At 58.5% G+C, this 26626-nt stretch carries 22 protein-coding genes and 1 pseudogene; 14 read left to right on the top strand and 9 right to left on the bottom strand.

All coding sequences use genetic code 11. From position 1 onward, the window contains the following. Positions 1-120: 120 nt before the first annotated feature. From KDX37_RS15065 to alkB, 3 genes are read left to right on the top strand one after another with little or no spacing between them, the layout of a single operon-like run. Complete coding sequence (locus tag KDX37_RS15065) at positions 121-426, top strand: DUF1883 domain-containing protein (protein WP_231653472.1); 306 nt, start codon at positions 121-123, stop codon at positions 424-426. A 25-nt stretch (positions 427-451) separates the two neighbouring features. Then, positions 452-634, top strand: a complete 183-nt coding sequence (locus KDX37_RS15060; RefSeq protein WP_231653471.1) for a hypothetical protein — start codon at positions 452-454, stop codon at positions 632-634. A gap of 25 nt (positions 635-659) precedes the next feature. Next, positions 660-1337, top strand: a complete 678-nt coding sequence (gene alkB, locus KDX37_RS15055) for a DNA oxidative demethylase AlkB (protein ID WP_231653470.1) — start codon at positions 660-662, stop codon at positions 1335-1337. An 8-nt stretch (positions 1338-1345) separates the two neighbouring features. Here alkB and KDX37_RS15050 read toward each other — a convergent pair whose 3' ends face one another. The 4 genes from KDX37_RS15050 to gnd all read right to left on the bottom strand — a co-directional run bounded on the left by KDX37_RS15050 (position 1346) and on the right by gnd (position 6605). Beyond that, positions 1346-3172 carry a glycoside hydrolase family 15 protein gene (locus tag KDX37_RS15050; protein WP_231653469.1) on the bottom strand — a complete coding sequence of 609 codons (1827 nt, stop codon included), beginning with the start codon at positions 3170-3172 and terminating at the stop codon, positions 1346-1348. Positions 3173-3287: 115 nt separating this feature from the next. Continuing rightward, the gene (locus tag KDX37_RS15045; RefSeq protein WP_231653468.1) at positions 3288-4106 is read right to left on the bottom strand and encodes an HAD family hydrolase; all 819 of its coding nucleotides are present in this window, start codon (positions 4104-4106) and stop codon (positions 3288-3290) included. After that, entirely contained in the window at positions 4099-5631 is a 1533-nt protein-coding gene (zwf, locus tag KDX37_RS15040; RefSeq protein WP_231653467.1) for a glucose-6-phosphate dehydrogenase, read from the bottom strand. The genes KDX37_RS15045 and zwf overlap by 8 nt, the downstream gene beginning before the upstream one ends. Then, positions 5631-6605, bottom strand: a complete 975-nt coding sequence (gnd, locus tag KDX37_RS15035; protein ID WP_231653466.1) for a phosphogluconate dehydrogenase (NAD(+)-dependent, decarboxylating) — start codon at positions 6603-6605, stop codon at positions 5631-5633. The genes zwf and gnd overlap by 1 nt, the downstream gene beginning before the upstream one ends. 311 nt (positions 6606-6916) lie before the next feature. On the opposite strand from gnd, the gene KDX37_RS15030 reads away from it, so the two are divergent. Then, the gene (locus tag KDX37_RS15030; protein WP_231653465.1) at positions 6917-7090 is read left to right on the top strand and encodes a DUF6026 family protein; all 174 of its coding nucleotides are present in this window, start codon (positions 6917-6919) and stop codon (positions 7088-7090) included. A 374-nt stretch (positions 7091-7464) separates the two neighbouring features. Here KDX37_RS15030 and KDX37_RS15025 read toward each other — a convergent pair whose 3' ends face one another. Further along, entirely contained in the window at positions 7465-7956 is a 492-nt protein-coding gene (locus tag KDX37_RS15025) for a GNAT family N-acetyltransferase (RefSeq protein WP_231653464.1), read from the bottom strand. 603 nt (positions 7957-8559) lie between these two features. Here KDX37_RS15025 and glgA point away from each other — a divergent pair. The 10 genes from glgA (at position 8560) to KDX37_RS14975 (ending at position 22583) form a co-directional block, all read left to right on the top strand. Continuing rightward, complete coding sequence (gene glgA, locus KDX37_RS15020; RefSeq protein ID WP_231653463.1) at positions 8560-10152, top strand: glycogen synthase GlgA; 1593 nt, start codon at positions 8560-8562, stop codon at positions 10150-10152. 17 nt (positions 10153-10169) lie between these two features. After that, complete coding sequence (gene treZ, locus KDX37_RS15015) at positions 10170-11984, top strand: malto-oligosyltrehalose trehalohydrolase (RefSeq protein ID WP_231653462.1); 1815 nt, start codon at positions 10170-10172, stop codon at positions 11982-11984. Continuing rightward, the gene (gene malQ / locus KDX37_RS15010) at positions 11974-14049 is read left to right on the top strand and encodes a 4-alpha-glucanotransferase (protein WP_231653461.1); all 2076 of its coding nucleotides are present in this window, start codon (positions 11974-11976) and stop codon (positions 14047-14049) included. Before treZ ends, malQ begins: the two co-directional genes overlap by 11 nt. Then, the gene (locus KDX37_RS15005) at positions 14046-16829 is read left to right on the top strand and encodes a malto-oligosyltrehalose synthase (protein WP_231653460.1); all 2784 of its coding nucleotides are present in this window, start codon (positions 14046-14048) and stop codon (positions 16827-16829) included. The genes malQ and KDX37_RS15005 overlap by 4 nt, the downstream gene beginning before the upstream one ends. Positions 16830-16846: 17 nt before the next feature. Next, complete coding sequence (locus KDX37_RS15000; protein ID WP_231653459.1) at positions 16847-17212, top strand: DUF2934 domain-containing protein; 366 nt, start codon at positions 16847-16849, stop codon at positions 17210-17212. A 159-nt stretch (positions 17213-17371) separates the two neighbouring features. Further along, on the top strand, positions 17372-19558 hold the full coding sequence (gene glgX / locus KDX37_RS14995; RefSeq protein WP_231653458.1) for a glycogen debranching protein GlgX: 2187 nt from the start codon (positions 17372-17374) through the stop codon (positions 19556-19558). Then, complete coding sequence (locus KDX37_RS14990) at positions 19555-20568, top strand: acyl-CoA dehydrogenase family protein (RefSeq protein WP_231653457.1); 1014 nt, start codon at positions 19555-19557, stop codon at positions 20566-20568. The genes glgX and KDX37_RS14990 overlap by 4 nt, the downstream gene beginning before the upstream one ends. Beyond that, positions 20565-21338 (top strand): PIG-L deacetylase family protein, encoded by a 774-nt coding sequence (locus KDX37_RS14985; protein WP_231653456.1) that lies wholly within the window; start codon positions 20565-20567, stop codon positions 21336-21338. Before KDX37_RS14990 ends, KDX37_RS14985 begins: the two co-directional genes overlap by 4 nt. After that, on the top strand, positions 21335-21958 hold the full coding sequence (locus tag KDX37_RS14980; protein ID WP_231653455.1) for a class I SAM-dependent methyltransferase: 624 nt from the start codon (positions 21335-21337) through the stop codon (positions 21956-21958). Before KDX37_RS14985 ends, KDX37_RS14980 begins: the two co-directional genes overlap by 4 nt. After that, the gene (locus KDX37_RS14975; protein WP_231653454.1) at positions 21930-22583 is read left to right on the top strand and encodes a glycosyltransferase; all 654 of its coding nucleotides are present in this window, start codon (positions 21930-21932) and stop codon (positions 22581-22583) included. Before KDX37_RS14980 ends, KDX37_RS14975 begins: the two co-directional genes overlap by 29 nt. On the opposite strand, the gene KDX37_RS14970 is transcribed toward KDX37_RS14975, so the two are convergent. The 4 genes and pseudogenes from KDX37_RS14970 to pcaD all read right to left on the bottom strand — a co-directional run bounded on the left by KDX37_RS14970 (position 22569) and on the right by pcaD (position 26510). Further along, complete coding sequence (locus tag KDX37_RS14970) at positions 22569-23639, bottom strand: alpha/beta hydrolase family protein (protein ID WP_231653453.1); 1071 nt, start codon at positions 23637-23639, stop codon at positions 22569-22571. The genes KDX37_RS14975 and KDX37_RS14970 overlap by 15 nt on opposite strands. Positions 23640-23972: 333 nt before the next feature. Further along, positions 23973-24581, bottom strand: a complete 609-nt coding sequence (locus KDX37_RS14965; RefSeq protein ID WP_231653452.1) for an FMN-dependent NADH-azoreductase — start codon at positions 24579-24581, stop codon at positions 23973-23975. Positions 24582-24655: 74 nt separating this feature from the next. Next, positions 24656-25622 (bottom strand): annotated as a pseudogene (locus KDX37_RS14960) (LysR family transcriptional regulator). 93 nt (positions 25623-25715) lie between these two features. Beyond that, positions 25716-26510, bottom strand: a complete 795-nt coding sequence (gene pcaD, locus KDX37_RS14955; protein WP_231653451.1) for a 3-oxoadipate enol-lactonase — start codon at positions 26508-26510, stop codon at positions 25716-25718. Between the last annotated feature and the right edge of the window lie 116 nt (positions 26511-26626).

The following is a 26626-nucleotide window of genomic DNA, read 5'->3' as shown; positions in this document are numbered from 1 at the left end:
ATCCCGACGCAGCTGATTTTTGCGTAAAACGCCGCAATTAAATACCAGCAAGCGTTAAAAAACGGGCCCCGCATGCTATCGTTTTGATTTTTCACGCAAACCCGGTTTCTGGAGAGCGCAATGAAGTTCGTACACCAGCGTGAGCACTTGAACGAGGACGATCTGGTCGTCATCGACTGCTCACAAATCTGCAATATCCGCCTCATGAACGATGCGAACTTTCGCAGCTTCAAGAATGGCGGACGCCACACCTACCACGGTGGCGCTTTTGATACATTCCCGGCCAAGATTGCAGCGCCCAGCACCGGTTTCTGGAACATCACCATCGATACCTCCGGGCGCAAGACAGACACCAACGCGGGTCGCAAAGTGCCGTTTACGCACACCATCAAAATTGTGCGACGCTCCACTTCGCGCTTGCGCTGATACCCGTACGATTCAAGGAGTCACTGTGAACAAGCCCGCTACCCCTACCATCAAATACGCAGTCAGCTACAAACTCAATGGCGAACGACGCTTTGAATTCGCTCAGTTGCAATCAGCATCGGTCGACGAAGCCAAGGCTGCACTCGACGCCATTCACGCCCAGAGCGGCGACCAGATCACTGACGTCAAAGTCAGCAAGGCGCTCTGAACACTAGCAGGTGTTGAAGACGATCATGCAACGCAAGGGCACCAATCCCGCGACCTTTGATCTGTTTGCCGACCATGAGCCGCAAACCGGAGGCAATGAGCAGATAGGCCCCGACTCCTGGCTGCTCAGGGGCTTTGCCCTGCCGGAAATAGAAGACCTGATCAGCGCTGTGCAAACCATCCTCCATCAAGCCCCCTTTCGCCACATGACGACCCCCGGCGGCCTCGACATGTCGGCTGCGCTGAGCAGTTGCGGAACGCTGGGCTGGGTTACCGACCGCCACGGTTATCGCTACAGCAAGACTGATCCGCAGACCGGACGGGCCTGGCCTGCAATGCCTGAAGCGCTGATGAAACTTGCTCAATCGGCGGCTCGGATCGCGGGCTATCCTGGTTTCGTGCCTGATGCCTGCCTGATGAACCAGTATGTCCCCGGAGCAAAAATGTCGTTGCATCAGGACAAGGATGAGCAGGACCATCGCTGGCCCGTCGTATCGGTCTCGCTGGGAATCCCGGCGATCTTTCAATTCGGCGGACTGCAACGCACAGACAAACCCCAGCGAATTGCCCTTTTTCATGGCGATGTCGTGGTATGGGGCGGCGAAGACCGACTCAGATTTCATGGCATCCTGCCGATCAAGCAGGCAAACCACCCACTGCTGGGTGAGCAGCGGGTCAACGTGACGTTCCGCAAGGCCGGCTGAAGTCGGACTTAAAGAACCCGCCCGCCAATGTTATTGGAAGAGGTCCGCGCTTTGGCCGGACACACCACGCGATGCAGGTTCAAAGCGGTGTTGATGATGCCGATGTGACTGAATGCCTGAGGGAAATTGCCAAGCATCCGACCTTGATGCGGATCATATTGCTCAGCCAGCAAGCCGACGTCATTGCACAGGCCACACAATCGCTCGAACAGAGCCGCCGCTTCTTCTGCTCGCCCCAGCAGGACATAGGCGTCAGCCAGCCAGAATGAGCACACGAGAAAGGTACCCTCTCCCCCAGATACGCCATCGGTGCTGCGCTCACTGTCGTAACGCAGCAGCAAACCGTCCTGCATGAGATTGCGCTCGATTTCGGCAACAGTCCCTACCACTCGCGGATCTTCAGGAGGCAAAAAGCCGGTCAATACGATTTGCAGCAGGCTGGCGTCTACCGCTGCCGAACCGTAGGTTTGTACAAAGCTGCCCAGTTGAACATCAAAACCGTTCAGGCAGACATCTGCGTGAATCTCGTCGGCGACGGCGCGATAGTGCTGCGCCAGTGCGCGATCTTCATCGGTTTCGGCAGCTTGGGCAATCTGTGTGGCGTTACGATCGAACGCCACCCACGCCATGACCTTCGAATGGGTGAAATGCCGTGGCTCAGAACGAATTTCCCAAATCCCGGCATCCGGCAGATGCCAGACTTTTTCCAGGTATGGCATGACCACCTTGGAAACCGCAACAGTGCGAGGATGAGGAGGCATTCCGCCTTTCAGCGCCTGAATCATGGCGTCCGCGACCTCACCGTAGACATCCAGCTGCATTTGCGTAGCAGCACCGTTGCCGACCCGCACTGGCTGCGAATGTTCATAGCCGGTCAGCCAAGGCAGCTCAAACTCGGCCAAGCGACGCTCACCGCCTACGCCGTACATGATCTGGATCTGCTCGGGATTGCCAGCCACCGAGCGCAGCAACCAGTCTCGCCACGCCGTCGCTTCCTCGAAATAGCCGAGATTGATGAAAGCAAGCAATGTCATGGTCGCGTCGCGCAACCAGCAGTAACGGTAATCCCAGTTCCGCTCGCCGCCCAGCTGCTCAGGCAACGAAGTCGTTACTGCTGCGACGATACCGCCAGTGGGCGCGTAGGTCATCGCCTTGAGGGTGATCAGCGATCGCTTGACCTGGTCCGTCCACGGGCCAACATCCGGGCAGCGGCCCGAGAAGTCACGCCAATGGCTCTCGGTAGCCTGGAGCGCACGCTCTGCATCGATATCAGGCAGCAATGGCACGTAAGACGCCTGATACGTGAGGGTAAAAACCTTTCGCTCACCTTCGCCAACTTCAAACCGGGAGGCCGTGTGATGGTCTTGAGGGTGCAGCGGTACCGGGCTGCGTAACACGAGCATTTCCGGGCCTGCCACAGCTGTCAGCGTATGAGGATCTTTTCTCTCGACCCAGGGCACGGAGCTGCCGTAATCGAAGCGAATGGCAAGGTCCATGTCGAAAACAACTTGCCCGGCCAGGCCGACGACAATGCGTATAACGTGACCCTCGGTGCCCATCGGCATGAAGTCGACCAACATCGCACGGCCTGTAGAAGTTTCGAACTCGGTTTCCAGTACCAGAGTGCCGTCACGGTAGCGCCGCTTGACGGACAGGACTGCGTCACGCGGCGCTATTTTCCAACGACCGTGGTCGCTGTCCCCCAGCAACGCGGAGAAACAGGAGGGAGAATCAAATCGAGGAAAGCAAAGCCAGTCCAATGATCCGTCCCGCCCCACCAGCGCTGCGGTCTGACAGTTACCCAGCAGCGCGTAATCTTCGATCAATCCGGCCATTCACAATGCTCGTCGTTGTATGAATCGTTGCCATGAATACCCCTCATGGACCGCTTGCAACTATGAGATGCAATTATGAGACTGCCTGGCTGAACCGGTGCTGACCCGCAGCCCATCACCGGGCCGGCAGAATGTAACGCCTGATGGCGGCAGCGACGCCGTCCTGAAGGTTGCTGTCGGTGACGTGGTCTGCCTGACTCAACACGCCTTTCTCGCCCTGCCCCATGGCGATCGACAAGCCAGCTTTGTGAAACATGGCCACATCGTTGCCACCGTCACCGATCGCGGCGGTGTGGGCGAGATCTACACCCAAGTAGTTCGCCAGCGCAACCAGCGCTGAACCCTTGTTGGCGTCGAGCGCAGTAACATCGAGGTAGTAGGCTTGTGAGCGGGCCGCCAAGGCCAACCCTTCTATCAATGGGTTGAGCTGGCTTTCGAGCACTTTGAGCAATTCGAAATCCTTGCTCGCCGCGACGATCTTGTCGACCCGGTCCAGATACGGTTCGAAACTCTCGACCAGCACCGGGGCATACCCCAGCGCATGCTGCTCATGCTCGACATAATCCCCTTCAGGGTTCAGCAGCAGCCACTGATCGTCAGCAAAGACCCAGATAGCGACAGGCTGCGTTGCGAACAGCTTGAGGCAGGTTCGTACGGCAACTGGATCAATACGATGAGCAACCAGAAGACTACCGTCTGCCTGAGTAATCGTGCCGCCATTGAACGCCACGGTAGGCAGATCCACGCCCAGGGCCTCGATCACCTGCCGCATGGCGCGCGGGGGTCGACTGCTCGCCAGCGTGAAGTGGATGCCCGCCTCACGCAGTTCGTGCACAGCCTCGATATTCGCCTGACTCAGGCTGTGATCGGGGCGCAGCAGAGTACCGTCGATATCGGACAACAAAAAACGGATAGGCAACGCTTGATCAGACATTCAATTCCCGCCATTCACGACCATCACGAGACAACAGCTCTTCAGCCGCCGCCGGTCCATCTTCCCCAGCCTTGTAAAGCTCAACGCCGGGTTTGCTGCCCCAGGCATCAAGGAATGGCTGCACGGCACGCCAGCCGTTCTCGATATTGTCAGCACGTTGAAACAGGGTCTGATCGCCAGTCAGGCAGTCATAGATCAACGTCTCGTAGCCCGTTGACGGCTGCATCTCGAAGAAATCCTTGTAGGCGAAACCGAGCTCAATATCTTCCATGTCCAGGGTTGGCCCTGGGCGTTTGGCGAACAGATCGAACCACATGCCTTCGTTCGGCTGTATTTGAATACGCAGGTAGTTGGGTTTCAACCGGTCAACTTCGGTGTCACGGAACTGCGCATAAGGCGCAGGCTTGAAGCAGATCGCGATTTCTGTGCTACGCGCGCTCATGCGCTTGCCGGTGCGCAAGTAGAACGGCACCCCTACCCAACGCCAGTTATCGACCATGACCTTGAGTGCAACAAAAGTTTCGGTATTGCTGTCGGCTTCGACCCGATCTTCCTGGCGATAGCCAATGACCTTGGCATCGCCTTTCACGCCATTCGCATACTGACCGCGCACGGAATTGGCCAGTGCCTCTTCCTTGCTCCAGGGACGAATCGCGCCCACCACCTTGGCCTTTTCACCGCGCACCGCGTCAGCACCAAAGGCCGCCGGCGGTTCCATGGCAACCATCGCCAACAGTTGGAAAAGGTGATTGGGAACCATGTCGCGAAGCGCACCGGTATGCTCGTAAAAGCTGCCCCGGGTTTCGACGCCCACCGTTTCGGCAGCCGTGATCTGCACGTGATCAATATAATGGTTGTTCCAGAACGACTCGAACAGGCCATTGGAGAAGCGGCTGACCAGAATGTTCTGTACCGTTTCCTTGCCCAGATAATGATCGATACGGTAAATCTGCTTTTCGCTCATGACCTTGAGCAGGCAGCTGTTGAGTTCAACAGCACTGGCGAGATCTGAACCGAATGGCTTTTCGATCACTACGCGCCGAAACGCACCCTCGGTCTCGGTCAGCAGCCCCGAAGAACCAAGCCTGTTGGCGACTTCACTGAAAAAGCGCGGCGCCGTTGCCAGATAGAACACCGCATTGGCTGTACCAGTGCTTTCGATCTTGCTACGAATATCTTCGTAGGTGGAGTCGTCGAGAAAGTCGCCTTCCACATAGCTTATGCGCTCAGCCAACTGCCCCCACAATTCGGGGTCCAGCGGGTCCTTCCCGCTTTCGGCCACTTTACTGGCAGACTCTTCACGAATGAAAGTCTCCAGCTTTTTGGCGAAATCGGCGTCGCTGATAGCATTGTGGTCGACGCCGACAATGTGCAGATTTTTGTCTACCAGACCATCGCGCGCCAGGTTGTACAGCGCCGGCATCAGCAAGCGCTTGACCAGATCGCCATGGGCACCAAACAGAAACAGGGTGGTGGGAGGCGCTACTTCAGGTTTTTGATTGGACGTACCACGTGAGAGCCCCATTACTTGGGTTCCTTGTGACCACCGAAACCGAAGCGCATGGCGGACAGCATCTTGTCCGCATACGAACTTGTCTGACGGGAACGGAAACGCGCGAACAATGCACTGGACAGAACCGGGACAGGAACAGCCTGCTCGATGGCGGCCTCGATCGTCCAGCGACCTTCGCCACTGTCAGAGACCGAGCCGGAAAACGCATCCAGCTGCGGATCAGTGGCCAGAGCATCGGCGGTCAGGTCCAGTAGCCACGACGATACAACGCTGCCGCGACGCCACACCTCAGCGATGTCTGCAGTGTTCAGATCAAAGCGCTGATCGGGCGGCAGCTGTTCAGAGTTTTTTTGCTTGAGCAGATCGAAGCCTTCAGCGAAGGCCTGCATCATGCCGTACTCGATACCGTTGTGGATCATCTTGACGAAGTGACCCGAGCCCGCTGGACCGGAATGAATATACCCCCGCTCGGCGCGGTCGTCGGTCGATGTGCGATCGCGGGTGCGCTCGATCGTGCCCAGGCCTGGCGCCAGTGTTGCGAACAGAGGGTCCAGGCGCTCGACGATCGCAGCTTCACCGCCGATCATCATGCAGTAGCCGCGTTCAAGGCCCCAGACACCGCCAGAGGTGCCAACATCGACGTAATGCAGGCCTTTTGCAGTCAACTCCTGACCGCGACGGATGTCGTCCTTGTAGAACGTGTTGCCGCCGTCAATGATCACGTCATCTTCATCGAGCAGGCCGCTGAGGATCTGAATGGTGTCTTCTGTAGGCGCGCCAGCCGGGAGCATGACCCAGACCGCACGCGGTTTCTGCAGGGCACCCACGAGTTCGGTCAGGTCTGCGACTGCCGTAGCGCCTTCACTGGCCAGGGCGCTGCGCGATGCTTCATCACGGTCATAAACCACGGTCGAGTGACCGTTCAGCATCAAGCGCCGTGCGATGTTGCCGCCCATGCGGCCCAGTCCAATAATCCCAAGTTGCATGCAGGTGCTCCTTAACTCGTAAAAAGAGGGCCTCACTTTTCGTCCAGCGCTTCAACAGTGAGCATGCTGGTTAGTCAAGCAAGGCAGAACGTCGGTTCCCCTGACAGGGAGTGACGGCGCGAACGCCGCCAGATAATGCATTTTGTCGCGATCAAGAAACGTTCGCGACAATTAAAAATAAAAAAGTTCCAATCTTGCCCAAAAGAAATCAGAATCTGTGCCGATAGAGAGGTAAGCAGCGGCAACTCAGGGATTGAAAGTCATTGCCATGAGCCTTTCTGAGGTTGAATCCGCCATTTGCGAGGTGAGCAATGGGCACTGTACTACCAGCACTTGCACCACAAACCCTTTATGTCACGATTCGCCGCGACGAGCTGCGTGCATTGAAAGAAGAACGTGAACAGTTGCAACGCAAAGTAGCTCATCTGAGCCTCATGTTGCAGCAGTCACAGCTGACTTCTTCAGGTTCGGCGCTGCAAGCCTGACGACAAACGCATTACCGTTATGACCGTTCTGTGGCAAGCCCGATCTGCTGGCTTGCCCGCTTCATACCCCGCTACACCCACGCTACAGCACCGCTGACACCCCTCTCGGCATCCAGATCATTGTTTTCACGCAAACGTCCTGCCGCGCATTTCGCTCCAGATACCTTCTCTGAACCAGACACATTTGGCAATGCCCGGCCTCTGGATCAAGGTTCTTGCTGTTCAGGGCCCATGCGGATGCCCGAGGACCGGGCGATGATTGACAGAGGTGTGCGCCGGACAACTCGCTTCAGGCGGGTCCGGCAGCTTGCAAGGGATTGCGGGCCGAATGACGCTACTGACTTGTGGTCACACAGCGCGTCCGACTGGATCGGTCAGAGCGACTTTTGCCAGAACAGTGCATGCCCCATCTCAGGGTCGAGTTGGTAGCTTTCGAAACCCTGTTTCCTGTAAGCGGACTGCGCGGCAGTATTACCTTCAAGCACTTCAAGGGTCAGCTTGCAACAGCCACGCTGACGGGCGATCTCTTCAACCTTGACCAGCATTTTCTGGCTGATGCCCTGTCCACGGCGCGAGGCGATAACAGCGACGTCATGAATATTGACCAGCGGGCGGCAGGCGAAAGTCGAAAATCCTTCGAAGCAGTTGATCAGCCCCACGGGCTCGCCTGCGATGAACGCCAATACGCTGAATGCGTGCGGCCGCTTGGCCAACTCGATCGCCAATTGCTGGCGAGTGTCATTGGACAGCGGCTTCCCTCCACCCATGACGTCCAGTGCATACTCATTCAAGACGAACCCTATCGCCTCGGCGTGCACCGGATTGGTGTAGCTCGCTTGCAGTACCAGCACCTCTGGGCCTTCCATTTCCTTCCTCGTCAACTGTTCAAATAACGCAATGCGATGAAGTCTGCCGAGCAACCGACAGGCTTTAGGACGCCGATTCTATCCCGCCCGGACCCAAAGTGTTCCAGTACAGATGTAGGAATTTTCAACTGGCGCTCTGAAATTGACCGCCGGACGCACCGGGAAAAGGCGTGATGCACGATTGCGAACACCTGAAAGACAAAACATGATCCATTTCAACAACAGCGACGGACCACTCGGTGATTGTCGAACAATCCGACGACCGGTCATCGAGCATTCTCAAACCGGTTTTACTGCTCTAAAAAAGCGCACGACCAGCTGATCGATGACCCCGCAAATGCCCCGCAAATGCCCCGCAACCGCCCATGCCAGACAACCGCACGTAAAAAAGTCGAAACTTCTCAAAAACGGGCGGGTCATCTGATTAGAGCGCCTATGCTGTTGCCTCATAGCGAGCATTGGCACCGTCACGCTGCATTGTCACCACACGCAGCGCAATAAGTAGGTACTGTTCTTGCGTAGCGCTTGTGTATGTACAGGCCGTAGGAAACGGCCTTCAAAAATCAAGTGATGCACCAACACTGTTTCGAACGGGAGAAAACGATGATTAGCGCCGCTGTCAAAACCCAGAAGGGAGAGAGTTTTAATCAGCCGGCCAGCGAGCTGACTCATCTGCCGGTCTTCGCTACGACGAGCGTTCCAATGCTGCAACTGCCCACTTCTACTTCACAGCCCATTCTTTCTCAGGTCAACAGGCGCAAAGTGCTGTACGTGACTTCCGAGTTGGCTGACCTGGTCAAAACCGGAGGATTGGGCGATGTGTCTGCCGCTTTACCGCGCGCCATGCGCCACCTGCACGATGTTCGTGTGCTGATTCCGGGCTATCCGCAAGTGATCAACAGCGGCAATCCGATTCACATCATCAGCCAACTGGGCGGCCACGCTGCATTGCCAGCCTGCAAAGTCGGCCGTATGGACATGAAAGATGGCCTGGTGATTTATGTTCTGATCTGCCCCGAGCTATATGAGCGCGAAGGCACCCCGTATGCCGACAGCAACGGTCGTGACTGGTCTGATAACCACATCCGTTTTGCCCGTCTGGGTCTCGCGGCGGCCGAGTTTGCCGCGGGCGCGGTGAAAACCCAATGGTGCCCCGAACTGGTTCACGCGCATGACTGGCCTGCAGGTCTGGCACCGGCGTATATGCGCTGGCGCGGGCAGTCGACGCCAAGCATCTTCACTATTCACAACCTGGCCTACCAGGGCACGGTCAGTACTGCGTCGAGCCGCGAATTGGGCATTCCTGACGAAGCCCTGAACGCTGACGGGATGGAGTTCTACGGCAAGCTGTCTTTCATAAAGGCAGGCATGGCATATGCGAGCCACATCACCACGGTCAGCGCGACCTACGCCAAGGAAATCACCACGCCGGAATTTGGCTGCGGCCTGGAAGGCTTTCTGCAGAGCAAGGCCGACAGAGGCCAGCTCAGCGGGATTCCCAACGGTATCGATGCCAGTTGGGATGCATCGACCGATGAGCACTTGATCTGCCATTTTGCGCCCAATGAATGGGTGCGCAAGGAAATCAACGCTGACTACGTACGTGAGCTGTTCGAACTCGACCCTTCGTCGGGTCCGTTGTTCGCTGTGGTCTCGCGGCTTGTCTACCAGAAGGGTCTGGACCTGACCATTGGCGTTGCCGAGCACATCGTCAGCAAAGGTGGACAGATCGCGATCATCGGCCGCGGAGAGCCTGAAGAAGAAGACGCCATGCGTGAGCTGGCGGCCCGCTTCCCAGGTCGAATCGGTGTACGTATCGGCTTCAATGAGACAGACGCACGTCGCATGTTCGCTGGCAGCGACTTCCTGTTGATGCCTTCACGTTACGAGCCGTGCGGCCTGAGTCAGATGTATGCGCAGCGTTTCGGTTCGCTGCCGGTCGCACGCAATACTGGCGGCCTTGCTGACACCATCGAAGATGGCGTTACCGGCTTCCTGTTCAACAGCTCCACCGTGGAAAGTTACGCCGAAGCATTGAACCGCGCGTTCCATGTATTCGGTCACCCGGAACTGCTAAACGCCATGCGCTGCCGCGCCATGGCTGCACCATTCAACTGGCACGAAGCGGTAGAGCCTTACGCAGATCTCTACCGTGACCTGTTGAAAAAGACTTCAGGTGCTTCACTTCACTACTGAGGAAAAGGGGTTAATGGATGCGTCTGCGTACAGATGATGACTGGCGCCACGGCGCCGTTTTGTTAGACCCTGAACGCACCCGGTTTGCTTTATGGGCACCGGATGCAGACACCGTCACTGTCGAATTGGAAAATGGTCAGTCCCTGGCCATGAAAAGCCAGCCGGACGGCTGGTTTGCACTGGAGGCCCGCTGCAAGGCGGGCACTCTCTACCGATTCAAAATCAATGGAGAACTCGAAGTTCCTGATCCCGCTTCCAGGGCTCAGGCTGGAGACGTTCATGGCCACAGTATTGTGGTCGATCCTCTCGCCTATCAATGGAGAAACAACCAGTGGCAGGGTCGTCCGTGGCATGAAGCAGTCATTTATGAGCTGCATGTCGGGGTGCTGGGTGGCTACGAGGCCGTAGAGACTCACTTGCAATATTTGGCCGAGCTGGGCGTTACCGCCATCGAACTGATGCCGCTGGCGCAATTTCCCGGCGATCGCAACTGGGGTTATGACGGCGTTCTACCGTACGCGCCCCAGTCTTCCTATGGCACTCCTGAACAACTCAAACACTTGATCGACACTGCCCACGGCTATGGCCTGGCGGTGATTCTGGATGTGGTCTACAACCACTTCGGCCCAGACGGCAATTATCTGGGAAGCTACGCCAAGGAATTCTTCCGCAGCGACCTGCATACTCCGTGGGGTGACGCGATTGATTTTCGCCGTGAGCAGGTACGCGACTACTTCATCGACAACGCGCTGATGTGGCTGCTCGAATATCGCTTCGATGGTTTGCGCATGGATGCGGTGCACGCGATTCGTGACACGACATTCCTGCCTGAATTCTCCAGGCGGGTAAGAGATCGAATCGATCCGGGCAGGCATGTGTGGCTTAACCTCGAAAACGAGTACAACCAGGCGAGCTTGCTGGAAACCGAATTCGACGCACAGTGGAACGACGACGGACATAACACTCTCCATGTCCTGCTGACTGGCGAGACCGACGCCTACTATTCGGACTTCGCTCAGGAGCCTACCCAGAAACTCGCTCGTCTGCTCGGTGAAGGTTTTGTCTATCAAGGCGAGCAAACGCGGCATGGCCATACGCGCGGCGAGCCCAGCGGGCAACTGCCACCGACCGCTTTTGTGCTGTTCCTGCAGAATCATGACCAGATCGGTAACCGCGCGCTGGGCGAACGTCTTGCGCAGCTCTGCCCTGCTCCAGCCCTGAAAGCGGCCACGGCGCTGTTGCTACTGTCGCCGATGATCCCGTTGATGTTCATGGGTGATGAATGGGCAGCGAGTGAGCCGTTCCTGTTTTTTACCAGCCACCATGGTGAGCTGGCCGACGCCGTGCGCGAAGGTCGTCGTGCCGAATTCGCAGACTTCGCAGCGTTTGCCGATGCAAAACGCCGCGAGCACATCCCCGACCCGAACGATCCAAAGACCTTCGAAATCTCTCGTCCGGCATTCGGTGCAGTAAATCTGGAGATGGACCTGGGTCTGGACCACCGCAACTGGCTTGAGCTGTATCGCCACCTGCTGGCCCTGCGTCATCAGGAAATCGTACCTCGGTTGGCGGGAGCAAAAGCGCTGGGCACCGATATCATCGGGGAAAGCGCCGTCACCGCCCGCTGGCAGATGGGTGACGGCAGTGTTCTGCGTATCGATCTTAACCTCAGTGAGCACCCCGTCACCGCCGCGCGTTGGGACGACGCAAGGCTCGTTTTTGCAAGCTCGGCAACATTGTCCGAACTTTCCACTCAGCCCATCCTCAATCCCTACACGGCCATTGTCAGCCTGACAGCAAATGATGTTCTGGAGGAACAGGATGAACAATGAGCAATTGGAGAGGCTTGCGACCGAGGCAGGGCTATCGGTGCATTGGATAGATGCCAACGCTCGCCCACAGACCGTCAGCCCTGATGTGCTGCGCAAGGTGCTGGAAGCGCTGGGCTATCCGGCAGACGGCGGCGAAGCCATCGACGCCAGCCTGCAACGCTTGCAGAACGCCAAACAGGGCGCGGGTGCCCCGCCCTTGCTCACGGTCGACGAGGGCAGCAACCTCGACCTGTCGCAGTGGTTCGAGTCCAATACGCCTTTCACGCTCCACCTGGAAGATGGCTCATATCTGGACTCGCGCCTGACTGCCAACAGCGAACTGCCTGCGCTGGCGCCCCCCGGCTACCAGCAACTTGATATCGGTGGGCAACACTTGACCATTGCAGTGGCACCCGCCAGCTGTTTCAGCATGGCCATGGCCACCAATATCAAAAAGCCCCGCAGTTGGGGCCTGACCGTTCAGTTGTATGGTCTGCGTCGTGAAGGTGACGGTGGTTTTGGCGACACGCAAGCGCTGGAGTCACTGGTTCGCGCAGCAGGTGAACGCGGTGCCGACGCACTCGCGATCAGCCCGATGCACGCAATGTTCGCCAGCGACCCGGATCGTTACAGCCCTTATTCGCCCTCCAGCCGGCTGTTTCTCAACAGCCTGTACGCTTCGCCGGGTGCGATTCTGGGCGAACGTGCGTGGCGCCAGGCCATTGAGGATGCAGGTGTCGCAGAAGAGCTTCAAGCTCTGGAAGCGTTACCGCTGATAGACTGGCCTGCCGCTGCCAAAGCCAAGTGGAAGGCACTGCGTGCGCTGCACCAGACTTTTGGCGATAACCATCCGCTCGGTGAAGACTTCAACAGCTTCCGCCACAGCGGTGGTGAAGCGCTGGAAAACCATTGCCGCTTTGAAGCGCTGCGCGCCAGGTCCACAGAGCTGGGCATCAGCGAAAACTGGCATGATTGGCCCGACAGTTTGAAGAACCCGCGCAACGAAGCCGTGTCGACTTTTGCGCGAGAGCACAACGACGAAATCGGTTTCCATGCTTTCGCCCAATGGCTGATTGCCCGTGGTCTGGAGCGTGCTCAGGTTGCGGCACGCAGCAGCGGCATGCGCGTTGGCCTGATCGCTGACCTGGCCGTCGGCGCAGATGGCGCAGGCAGTCAGGCGTGGAGCCGTCAGGACGAGCTGCTTTCGGCACTGACCGTTGGCGCGCCGCCGGACATTCTCAACCGCGCTGGCCAGAGCTGGGGCATCTCTGCATTTTCGCCGGACGGACTGAAACGCAACGGCTTCAGGGCTTTCATCGAGATGTTGCGCGCCAATTTTGCCCACGCCGGCGGGCTGCGCATAGACCATGTCATGGGCCTGCAACGTCTGTGGGTGGTGCCCCTTGGATCGCCACCCAGCGAAGGCGCCTACCTCAATTATCCGCTGGACGACATGTTGCGTCTGCTTAGCCTCGAATCCTGGCGCCACAAGGCGATTGTGCTAGGCGAAGACCTGGGGACCGTTCCGGAAGGTCTGAGCGAAAAATTGAGCGCGCGCTCCATTCTCGGCATGCGGGTGCTCCTGTTCGAACAGAACAACGGTCAGTTCAAGCCGATCCTCGACTGGTCGGACGACGCGCTGGCAACAACCAGTACTCACGACCTGCCTACATTGGCCGGCTGGCTCAGCGAGCTGGACATCGAATGGAACGCACGTTTGGGCCATGTCGATGAACAGAGCGAACGGCACTGGCGCGAAGAGCGCGCTCGTGAATATGACAGCCTGCGCATTGCGCTGAGCCAGAACAATGACGGCCTCAGCGTGGACAGCGAGGACTCGTCTCAGATCATCGACGCCAGTGTCCGCTACCTTGGCCATACCCGTGCTCCGCTGGTGCTGCTACCTATCGAAGACGCGCTGGGTGTTCAGGAACAGGCCAACCTGCCCGGCACCATCGACAGCCATCCGAACTGGCGCAGGCGCCTGCCCGGCGCTGCCGCCTCATTACTTGATGATACTAACGCTGCTCGCCGACTGGAACTGCTTGCCCAGTCCCGACGCCAGGCAGCGGAGCGCGACCAATGACCAGCCCTTTGCAACCTTTACGTGCGACCCAACGCCTGCAGTTTCACAAAGACTTCACTCTGGACGATGCGGTGCCCCTGGTGCCTTATTTTGCCAGCCTTGGCATCAGCCATATCTACGCCTCGCCTCTGCTGAAAGCCCGTGCAGGCTCCATGCACGGCTATGACGTAGTGGACCCGACTATCATCAACCCGGAGCTGGGCGGAGAACCCGCACTGCACAGGCTCGTGGCCAAGCTGCGCGAACACGGCATGGGGTTGATCCTCGATATTGTTTCGAACCACATGGCCGTGGGCGGCGCCGACAATCCGTGGTGGCTGGACTTGCTGGAATGGGGCCGTCGCAGCCCCTACGCCGATTTCTTCGATATTCAATGGAATTCCCCGGACCCGCTGCTGGCGGGTCAACTCTTGCTGCCATTTCTGAGCAGTGACTACGGGACTGTATTGCGGGCTGGCGAAATCCCGTTGCGCTTCGATGCGCAGGAGGGTTCGTTTCATATCGAGCACTATCAGCACCATTTCCCGATATGCCCAAGCACTTACGGGATGTTGCTGCAAGGCTCCGATGACCCGCACCTGGAAGAACTGGCGCAGCGTTTTGCCGTCCTTGATCAGTATCCGCAGGCCTACGAACGCGGTCGCCAGGCGAAAGCCGAGCTGGCCGAATTGGCGAAGCAGCCTTCAGTGCTGGCTGCGATCGAGCAGCAAATCGGGCGCTTCGACTCCACCCAGCCTGAAGGTTTTGACCGCCTGCATCAGTTACTTGAGCGTCAGTACTACCGACTGGCCAGCTGGCGTACCGCGGGTGATGACATCAACTGGCGGCGCTTTTTCGACATCAACGAACTGGGCGGTCTTAGAGTTGAAAGACCGACAGTCTTCGAAGCCACTCACGGCAAGATCTTCCAGCTGATCGCCGAGGGGCTCGTCGATGGTCTGCGTATTGACCACATTGATGGTCTGGCTGACCCGCGCGGTTATGGCCGCAAGCTGCATCGTCGTGTACAGAGCCTGTTGAGTCAGCGTCCCGCTGCAGCCCATATCGAGCATCTGCCAATTTTCGTCGAGAAAATTCTGGGCGCAGACGAACCGCTGCGCAAAGACTGGAGCGTTGACGGTACCACTGGTTACGAATTCATGAACCAGGTTTCCTTGCTGCAGCATGACCCCAGGGGCGAAGCGCCGCTGGGCGAACTGTGGGCGCGGCTGACCGAACGTACCGCCGACTTTGATGAGGAAGTACTGGTTGCGCGCGATCTGGTGCTGCACGGCACGCTGGCGGGCGATTTCGAAAACGTTGCCCAGTCCTTGTTGCAAGTGGCACGCAGCGATCTGATGAGCCGGGACCTGACATTGGGAGCAATTCGTCGTGCCCTGCTGGCCCTGATCGTGAATTTCCCGATTTATCGCACCTACATCAGCGCGTGCGGCCGCTCGGCGGAAGATGACCGCTTCTTCCAGCATGCCTTGGAGGGTGCACGCTCGACCTTGAACGAAGGCGACTGGCCGGTACTGGACTACCTGGCACGCTGGCTGGGGGGCGAGTCGTGGCGAAAGTTGCCACGCGGTCATTTGCGCAAGCTCTACAAGAATGCTTGCGTTCGCTTCCAGCAGTTAACATCACCGGTCGCCGCCAAATCGGTGGAAGACACCGCGTTCTATCGATCGGCAGTGCTGCTTTCACGCAATGACGTGGGCTTTCACCCGCAGCATTTCAGTGCACCCGTCGAGGATTTCCACGAGGCTTGCCTGGAACGTATCAAGCACTTTCCCGAGAACCTGCTGGCGACCGCCACGCACGACCACAAACGTGGCGAAGATACGCGTACGCGCCTGGCTGTACTCAGCGAATGCGCAGGATGGTACGCCGAGCAGGTCGAGCGCTGGCGACAGCTCTCCGCGCCTCTCAAGGAAGAGGACGTTACTATCAGCGCGGGCGATGAACTGATGCTTTATCAGGCATTGCTGGGCAGTTGGCCGCTCAATCTCGAAGGTGACGAGGCCCACGAAGCGTATGCCGGGCGCATGGTGCAGTGGCAGGAAAAAGCCCTGCGCGAGGCCAAGCTGCAAAGCAGCTGGAGCGCTCCGAACCAGGCTTACGAAACCGCATGCCGCGAGTTTCTGCAACGGCTTCTGCTGGCTCCTGAGGCACTGGGGCTGCGCCAATCCCTCAGCGCGACAGCCCATCGAATCGCAACGGCGGGTGCGCTCAATAGTCTGGCGCAAACCTTGCTACGCTTGACCGTACCCGGTGTACCCGATCTGTATCAGGGCACCGAGTACTGGGACTTCAGTCTGGTGGATCCGGACAACCGTCGACCCGTTGATTATGCCGCTCGCCAACGGTCGCTGGCAGAGAATGCCACTGGCCCAGAGCTGCTTGATCAATGGCAGGATGGCCGCATCAAGCAGGCGCTGATTGCCGCGGTGCTTAACCTTCGGGCAACGCACCCGACACTGTTCAGCGAGGGCGAATATCACCCTCTGGAAGTCATTGGCAGCCATGCCGAGCGGGTGCTGGCGTTCGCACGAGTGACACCGCACGCACAGGCTATCGTTGTGGTTCCACGCATAAGCAGTGAACTATTGGGCACTGCACAAACTCCATTCATTAATGCTGCCAACTGGGGCGATACACGAATTGTTGTGCCGTTTGCTGGTTCAGACCAACACTGGAAGGGCCTCTTTTCTGACGTTGTCGAAATGAATGACCGGGAAATATCGCTCAGTGCAGCGCTCAAGGAATTTTCCGTCAATTTACTTATTCAAACTATGTGATACCTGGGAGTGTCGAGATGAGTGCCGACGAAAAAAGAATCCGTGAATTTGCCTATCAGATCTGGGAGTCGGAGGGTAAGCCTTCCGGCCATGACAGCCGTCACTGGGAAATGGCGCGCAAGCTCGCCGAGGCCGAGGCATTGGCTCCGGACAAGTCGGGCGTGCGCAAATCAAGCAAGCCCAAGCTGCCTGAAGTGGACAGCGCCAAAGCGCCAGCCAAAGGCCCAGCCAAGCCGGTTGCCAAGGCGCCACCTGCCGCGAAACCTGCAGCTGCACCCAAGCCAAAGCCAGCTGCCAAGCCCAAGCCGGCTCCTGCCGCTAACCAGACCGACGCGCCAGTCAAGCCTGCACCGAAGAAACCGCGCAAGCCATCGATTAGTTGAAACTCTTCTGGCCTAACACCAGTCCACTGTCGCAGGTCTCATCTGGTAACAGATAAGGCCTGCGTCAAACCCAAAACCTCTTTCTCAAGTGTTGAGGCCTGTTCGGCTTCGATGGCGGTTTCGGCCGCTCAGAAAATCATTCGACGTCAGGAAGGCACCATGAATACGAAGTCCACCACAGCGGCAGAAGACAGTTCGGCCACTACAGAAAATCCTGCCAGTACACCCTCACGCATTCGTGAAGGACTTCCCTTTCCACTCGGTGCCAGCTGGGATGGGCTGGGCGTCAACTTCGCCCTGTTTTCTGCTAACGCCACCAAAGTAGAGCTGTGTCTGTTCGACTCGACAGGCGAAGTCGAACTGGAGCGCATCGAGCTTCCGGAATACACCGATGAGATTTTTCACGGTTACCTGCCCGACGCACACCCGGGCCTGATTTATGGTTATCGCGTCTACGGGCCTTATGACCCGAAAAACGGTCACCGCTTTAACCACAACAAGCTCCTTATCGACCCGTACGCCAAACAACTGGTCGGCGAGCTCAAGTGGTCCGAAGCCCTGTTCGGCTACACCATCGGGCATCCGGACGGCGACCTGAGCTTCGACGAACGCGACAGCGCGCCGTACGTGCCGAAGAGCAAGGTCATCGACCCTGCATATACCTGGGGTCGCGACCAGCGCGTCGGCACGCCTTGGGACAAGACCATACTTTACGAAACCCACGTGCGTGGCTACACCATGCGCCACCCTTCGGTGCCTGAAGAGCTGCGCGGTACGTTTGCCGGTCTCGGATCAGCCGACGTGGTCGAGCATGTCCGCAAGCTGGGCGTAACGTCGGTCGAACTGTTGCCGATCCATGCGTTCGTCAACGACCAGCACCTGCTGCAAAAAGGCATGACCAATTACTGGGGCTACAACAGTATTGCCTTCTTCGCACCCGACCCGCGCTACCTGGCCTCGGGCAAGATTGCCGAGTTCAAGGAAATGGTCGCGCACATGCACCATGCCGGCCTCGAAGTCATTCTCGATGTGGTCTATAACCACACCGCAGAAGGCAATGAGCTAGGCCCTACTTTGTCCATGCGCGGGATCGACAACGCTTCGTACTATCGCCTGATGCCAGACGACAAGCGTTACTACATCAACGACTCCGGCACCGGTAATACCCTCGATCTCAGCCACCCTTGCGTACTGCAGATGGTCACCGACTCGTTGCGTTACTGGGCGTCGGAAATGCATGTCGATGGTTTCCGCTTCGACCTGGCGACCATTCTGGGCCGCTACCACGATGGTTTCGACGAGCGTCACAGCTTCCTCGTCGCCTGCCGTCAGGACCCAGTGCTGCGCCAGGTCAAACTGATCGCAGAGCCGTGGGACTGCGGGCCAGGCGGTTATCAGGTGGGTGGTTTCCCTCCTGGCTGGATGGAGTGGAACGACAAGTTCCGCGACACCGTGCGAGCGTTCTGGAAAGGCGATGACGCTCAGCTGGCTGACTTCGCAGCGCGCATGACGGCGTCGGGCAACATGTTCAACCAGCGCGGCCGCCGCCCACAGGCTTCTGTGAACTTCATCACCGCACACGACGGCTTCACGCTGCACGACCTGGTGTCGTACAACGACAAGCACAACGAAGCGAATGACGAAAACAACCAGGACGGCAGCAACAACAATCTGTCCTGGAACCACGGTGTGGAAGGTCCGACGGACGACGTCGAGATCAACACGCTGCGCCTGCGTCAGATGCGCAACTTCTTCGCCACTCTGCTGCTCGCTCAGGGCACGCCAATGATTGTTGCCGGTGATGAGTTCGCTCGTACACAGCACGGCAATAACAACGCCTATTGCCAAGACAGTGAAATTGGCTGGGTCAACTGGGATCTGGATGAAGACGGAGAAGCGCTGCTGACTTTCGTCAAGCGTGTTATCAAACTTCGTCAGACCTACCCGATTCTGCGCCGTAGCCGCTTCCTGGTAGGCGACTACAACGAAGAAATCGGCGTCAAGGATGTCACTTGGCTTGCGCCGGACGGCAACGAAATGAGCGTTGAGCAATGGCAGGACAGCAATGGCCGATGCCTGGGTATGCTGATGGATGGCCGAGCGCAGGAAACCGGTATTCGTCGTGCAGGCGCGGACGCCACCCTGCTGCTGGTCGTCAACGCGCACCACGAAGGGGTTAACTTCACGCTGCCCGAAGTACCGGAAGGCACGCACTTTACCTGCCTGATCGATACCAATCAGGATGATTCACGTAACAAAGAGCAGTTTGCATTCGGCGCTGAATACACCGTTACCCCGCGCTCTCTGCTGCTGTTTGAGTTGCAACGAGACGACGCAACACAATGACAGAGGCCCTCAGCGAGTTTCTTGACTGGCGCAAGCACGGCTATGCCGATGTGCGTGCGCTGGGCGAGTGCTTGCAGGCCACGGTCAACGAAGGGCTGGATAAGCTCCCCTTGCCTGCCAGCGGCCAGACGCTTGAGCGCTGGCAGGCATTGGCCTGCGTTGCAGGTCACGACCTGGGGTTATGCAAGTTATACGAGGGGCACACCGACGCCTTGGCGATCATGGCGGAGGTGGGTGCCCCACCCCCCGAACAATTCACCACCTGGGGCATGTGGGCGGCAGAGCCGCCACAGGCACGGGTGAACGTCAGCGGTGACACCGATACAGTCAGGCTCAACGGCCGAAAAGCCTGGTGCTCGGGTGCGCCCGTACTGAGCCATGCATTGATCACGGCGTGGGACGATCAACAACGTCAGCAACTGGTTGCCGTGGCGCTGGATCAACCCGGCGTCAGCGTGACTCAGGAAGGATGGCGCGCCGTGGGCATGGGCGCGACAGCCAGTGTGGAAGTCGTGTTTGAGCGCGCAATCGGCCAAAGAATCGGCTCACCTGGTGCCTATTTGAGCAGGCCGGGGTTCTGGCAGGGCGGCATCGGAATAGCCGCCTGCTGGTATGGCGCGTCGCGTTCGATTGCCTGCCGTTTGCTTCAGCACGCAGGCAAGCGTGATGAGCCTCATGCACTCGCTCACCTGGGGTCGGTCGACATCGCGCTGCATGCAGCCTGCGCCGTGCTGCGCGCCGCTGCCGTTGAGCTGGATCAGTCCCCGGAGCAAAGCGCCGAACTGCTGGCCAGACGTTGTCGCGCCGTCATTGAACAGGCTGCCGAACAAACCATTTGGCACGTCGGCCGGGCATTGGGCGCCAGCCCCTACTGCAAGGATGCCCGCTTCGCGCAGTTGATCGCCGATCTACCGGTGTTTCTGCGCCAGAGCCACGCGGAGCAAGACCTCGCTGGTCTGGGTCAATGGGTTGGCAAGCAGCCTCAAGCCACAAGGATCTGGGCATTATGAGCGAAGCCTTTTTAGTCAGTGAAGACGGTCCCGGCCAGGGCACGTCGCTCCAGGCCTGGAACGCGTCTCGCAAGCTCGCTGCGTTGCCCGCCATCACAGCAGACCTTCTGGTGCCACCCAACTGTCGGGCTGTGATCGTTGCGCCGCATCCGGACGACGAGGTATTGGGATGTGGTGGTCTGATGCGTCAATTGGCACAACTTGAGCGTCATTTGCTGCTGATTTCGGTTACTGACGGTACCGGCAGCCATCCTGGCTCTCCGTTATGGCCGGTAAAGCGTCTGGCCGATATCAGACCTCAGGAAAGCGCCGAAGCGTTGCAACGGCTAGACATCCCCGCAGATCATCTGGAATGGGTGCGTGGTGGTTTTGAGGATGGCGCTGTTGCCGACGAGGAAGCCTCGTTGATTGCGTTTCTGGAGCGTTATCTGTGCCCCACCGACGTGGTATTTACCACGTGGGCCAACGATGGCCATGGCGATCACGAAGCCGTCGGTCGTGCGTGTGCAAAGGCCTGCATCACGTCCGGAGCGCAGCTGCATGAAGTGCCTATCTGGGCGTGGCACTGGGCGGACCCTGAGGACGAGCGTCTGCCATGGCACCGGGCTCGCAAGCTGTTGCTGGACCCGGAAACCATCGCCCGTAAACGCCATGCTGCTCAGGCCTTCTACAGTCAGTTGCAAGGCGATGCAAACATTGATCTGGCTCCGATTCTGCCGGGTAACGTACTGGAACGATTGTTACAGCCGTTTGAAGTGATTTTCACATGAGCGTCGCTGACGGCTACTTCGAGGACCTGTTTCGCAATGACGACGATCCCTGGGCATTCAAGCAGCGCTGGTACGAACGACGTAAACGAGCGCTCACATTGGCCGCCCTGCCGCGCCAACACTACACCGCGATTTTCGAGCCGGGTTGTGCCAATGGCGAGCTCAGCGCAGAGCTGGCAACCCGCTGCGATGCCCTGACCTGCTGTGACACGTCCAGCCTGGCCGTCGGACTTGCGCGCAAACGATTATCATCGTTCGAGCACGTTCGCGTGTTGCAGGCCCGTTTGCCGCAGCAATGGCCTGAAGGTGAATTCGACCTGATCGTGCTCAGCGAGCTGGGTTATTACCTTGACCTTGATGATCTGCATCAGTGGATAGACCGCGCGCTCGCCGCGCTCAAACCAGATGGAGAACTGCTCGCCTGCCACTGGCGGCCGGACATTGAAGACTGCCCGCTGAATGCAGACCGGGTTCACGCAGTACTGGCGGAGCGGCTGTCCATGCACACACTTTTTGCCCATCACGAACAAGACTTTCTGCTGGACCTGTGGAGTCGTGACGGGACCTCCGTGGCTGAAAAGGAATTTTCGAATGATCGGCGTTCTGATACCGGTTCATAACGAGGAACAACTCCTCGGCCTGTGCCTTGCAACGGTACTGGAGGCGGCGGCGCATCCAGCCTTGAATGGCGAGCGGGTGGACGTGCTGGCCGTGCTGGACAGTTGCACGGATCGCTCCGGAGAGATCGCTCGCGCTTATGGCGTAATGACGCTGGCGCTGACTGCCCGCAATGTGGGCGAAGCCCGTGCCAGGGGCGCTGCCCTGCTGCTCGATCGGGGCGCACGATGGTTGGCATGCACCGATGGCGACAGCAGCGTGGCCAATGACTGGCTGTCCGAACAACTGGCACTGGAAGCCGACGCGGTGTGCGGAACAGTGCTGCCTGACGCCTGGAACGAGAACATCTCGACTGGCGCGCAGGCTGCTTATCTCAAGCATTACCAGCATCGTGACGGACATCGGCATGTGCACGGCGCCAACCTGGGTGTAAGTTCCATGGCTTACTTGCGGGCGGGTGGATTTCCCTCACTGACCTGTCATGAGGACGTTCACCTGGTTCGCCAATTGGAGCTGATCGGCGCGCGCATCGCCTGGAGCTGTCGCCCTCGCGTCACCACCAGTACCCGCCTGGACTCCAGAGCCAGAGGCGGTTTTGGCGACTACCTGAAATCACTGAACGTCTGAGGTAGCGTCCTGCGATGGCTGATGATGGGCAGTCTGCATCCCGGAATGATCCGTATCGTTCGGGCCCAGGGCACTGGTAAAGAAACGCACGGCCTCAGCACTCAGATTACGATGGATATCCTCACGGTCCACTCCTTCCCGGTCGTTGCACAGCATCGGCGTGGTAGCCCGTTGCTCGTCGCTGCACGGCGCCATGAACACAAAATGCCCGGCACCCGCCAGCAGCTTGTAGTCCGGGGCCTGCGGCAACTTGCGCGCCAGGGCCTCAGCATTCCGGTCAAGGGCCAGTAACTGATCGTCATCACCGGCATACATCAGCACTGGCACATGGACGTCGCCCAGCGTCTGGCGACCGAACATCAGAGTCAGTGGGGCCATCAACATCAGCGCACCCACACGCGGGTCAGCCTGGGCGTGCAAGTCATCACGGTCGGCCACCAGCTCGCCTTGGGTCTTGCACGCGTCACGATCGGTCGGACGCTCTGCGCAATACTGTCGCAGGCGTTTCAGATCAGGCTGAGCACCCGCCAGAATCAGCGCAGTCTCGCCGCCCGCCGAATAGCCAATCACACCGACCTGGGTGGCACTCAGATAAGGGGACAGCAAAGGATCAAGCAATGCGGCGCTGATGGCTTCGGATATCTGTAGCGGCCGACCATAAAGATTACTCAGGCTGCCCAGGCGGCTATGGTCACGGTCGTTATCGCCGGGATGCACCACAGCGACCACGACGAAGCCGCGACGCGCGAGCGAGGTGGCCAGATCGTGCAGGGCCAACGGAGTCCCGGTGTTGCCGTGCGACAACAAGAGCAGCGGGAACCGCCCCATCGCGATAGGTACGTCTTCGCCCGCCTCAACCCGGTAACCCTGGATCGTGCTGACCTGCTCGACATCGGTCGAGGGATAGAAGGCGATGGCGTGCATCGGCTGAGAATCCAGCGGGTCAGGGAAACTCAGTTGATGGAATCCTGCGCTCCATTCTTCGCTGGCCTGAACGTGCACCGAAATCAGGCTTTCCAACAGGCAGACCAGCATCACTGCACAAAGACGTACCATGGCAAGGCTCAACCTTCGTAGGTCCGGCGCTCTGACCGGATGTTCCTTTCATGCGCTTGCGTCGAGCATCATGCTCCAGCGCCCCGCTCTCACTGGAAATGAGAGTCTGAATAAGGAAATTAGTGCACAAGGCGGGCCAGATCTCACCGACCGGTTGTCGCAATTGCGAACGGTTCGGCAGAAAGCACCTTATTGATAGGCTCGCATCTTAACTCGGCCAGCTCCGCGTTAGCTGTAAGGAAGCTGTCAAGACTGCATTTGGCACGCTGGATAAACGAAAAACTCCACAGCCCGATTCGCAGGCCGTGGAGTTGAGGTGACGCAGGGGTTCGATCAGGCCGCGAAAAGCGCCTCTTCGATATGCTGCTGGGCAGCAGCCATGGCCGCAGCGCGAGGCTCGTCGCCATAGGCCAGACCGTGAGCGCGCACGAATTGCAGATCGGTCACGCCGATGAAACCAAACAGGACCTTGAGAAGCTCCTCGTGACCTGCGTTGGAAGGCTGATCGAGGTGCAGGCCACCTGAAGTCGACACGATGATGACTTTCTTGCCACCACACAGGCCTTCAGGACCCGCTTCGGTGTAGCGGAAGGTGCGACCCGCCACACAAACGCGATCAATCCAGGCTTTCAGTTGGCTCGAAACGGTGAAGTTATACATCGGGGCACCAATCACCACGACATCGGCATCCAGAAACTGCTGCAGCGTCGCCTCGTTGGCAGCCACTTCCTGCTGCTGTGCAGCGTCGCGGCCCTCTACCGGTGTGCCGGCAGCAGCAAGGGTGGCAGAAGAAAAATGGCCCAGCGGTTCGCTGGCCAGATCACGATATACCACTTGGCTGTCAGCGTGGGCGGACTGGTAGGCCTGAACAACGCTGCGGCTGAGCTGACGTGAAGCGGAGTGGTCGCCAAGGATGCTGGAATCAATATGCAGAAGGGTCATAACGGACTTCCCAAGTGAAATCGCCACTGGGGCGATCAAGTGGTGAGCATCCTATCCTCGTTGCCAATGCCTGATTAGTCTCTCTTTATGCGACTGTTTGTTCTATTTGAGGAACGATGAGCGTTAACGTTGACGGCTCAGCTCTTGAAAAGACGTTTCAAAAGCATCCAGCAGGCCTCTTACTGCGGGAAGCAGGCCACGCCGCGAAGCAAACACCGCGTGCAATATTCCGCATTTGGGACGGTGCGCACCGAACACTTCGACCAGTCGACCTTGCTGCAAGGCTTCCCGGACCAGAATCTCCGGCAGCTGCGCGACACCCACCCCCTGCAAAGCGGCCTGCAGTATCGCGTCAAGGTCGGACGTGATCAGCCTGGGCACATGAGTCACTTCGACGTATTCAACATACTGGCCGGGTACGCGCTCAAGCAGCCAACGATGCTCTGGCCGGGTAGACGGAGAGTCCATGCTGGGCAGTCGTGACAATTCGTCAAACGTCGGGGCGGGGGATAACGTGGCGGCCACATCCGGATGGGCGACCAGTCGCTGGGCGCTATGCCCCAGGGTCTTGACCACTAGTCCTTCGTCTGCAAGCGGCGGAAAACGTACGCGCAACGCGATGTCGATGTTTTCAACCACCGGATCAACACGCCGATTGGTGCTTTCGATGTGCACCTGCACTTTAGGATGCTCAGCCATGAAGCGGGCTATCGCTTCATTGATACCCATCGCCGCCATTGCCGGAGGGCAACTGATGGTGACGCGGCCCTGCGGTTCGGACTTCGAGCGCTGAATGGCTTCTTCGGCAGCTTCGGCCTCGACCATCATGGCCACGCAGTGGCCGTAATAATCGCGCCCGCTTTCGGTCACGGCGAATTTGCGCGTGGAACGCTGAATGAGCCTGACACCAAGACGCTCTTCAAGGCCAGCTATCCTGCGACTGAGCTTGGACTTGGGAACGCCGAGCTTGCGACTGGCCGGCGAAAAACCCCGGCATTCGACTACCTGGACGAAATAGAACAGATCATTGAGATCAAACACCGACCACCTCGCGCACTCAGAGCGCGCGAGTATGGCAGCGTCAGGTCGCAAGCCTCAAGGTCGACGCTTCACGATGCCTGACAGGCTTGCCGATCAATTGCTCGCTGTGAGGAACGCCAGAACAGGCCTGGCGAACGCCTCACCCGCTTCGACACTGGAGAGGTGAGCCCCTTCCAGTTCAATCAATTGCGAGCCCGGGATACGCTCGAGCATGAAATGGCCGTCTGCTGGCGTGGTAACGGGGTCACCCGTGCCGCACACAATCAGCATCGGCACGCTGATCGAGGCAATCTGCTCACGAAAGTCTGCATCACGAACCGCCGCGCAGTTGGCGGCATAACCTTGTGGCGAGGTATTGGCCAGCATGTCGACGATGGGTTGGACCCTGGCAGGTTCAGCCTCTGCAAATGCAGGCGTAAACCAGCGAACTATCGAGGCGTCACGCAATGCGACCATGGCCGCCTGACCATCGCGCAGCACGGCGTCGATCCGCGGATTCCAGATCTCGGGAGTGCCGATTTTCGCCGCCGTATTGCAAACAACGACGCGCTGAAAACGCTCAGGCGCGTTGATCGCCAGCCACTGACCGATAAGCCCGCCCATGGACAGACCGCAAAAAAACGCCTTGTCGATCTTCAGGGCATCCAGCAACGCCACAACGTCATGCCCGTTCTGCTCGATCGTGTAGCTGCCTTGGGTGACCAGCGACTTGCCATGACCACGCGTGTCATAGCGCAGCACCCGGAAATACTGGGTAAACGCAGGTATCTGGTTATCCCACATGTGCAAATCGGTGCCCAACGAGTTGGACAACACCAGCACTGGCGAGGCCACCGGGCCCTCCAGCAGGTAGTTCAATTCACCATCGGCGAGTTGCACGGCAGACATGTGAGGCTCCTGAAAAGGCAAAACCAGCACACTAGTGAGTATGGCAACGGCTTACAATCCGCTGATCGAATATCCGTGCGGCTATCGAACGCCTTACGGTTTGACGAATGACCAGG

Source organism: Pseudomonas californiensis, from assembly GCF_021147775.1.
GTDB classification, from domain to species: Bacteria; Pseudomonadota; Gammaproteobacteria; order Pseudomonadales; family Pseudomonadaceae; genus Aquipseudomonas; species Aquipseudomonas californiensis.
The sequence above is the reverse complement of the archived record's forward strand: the minus strand, read 5'-3'. Positions and strand labels throughout refer to the sequence as shown.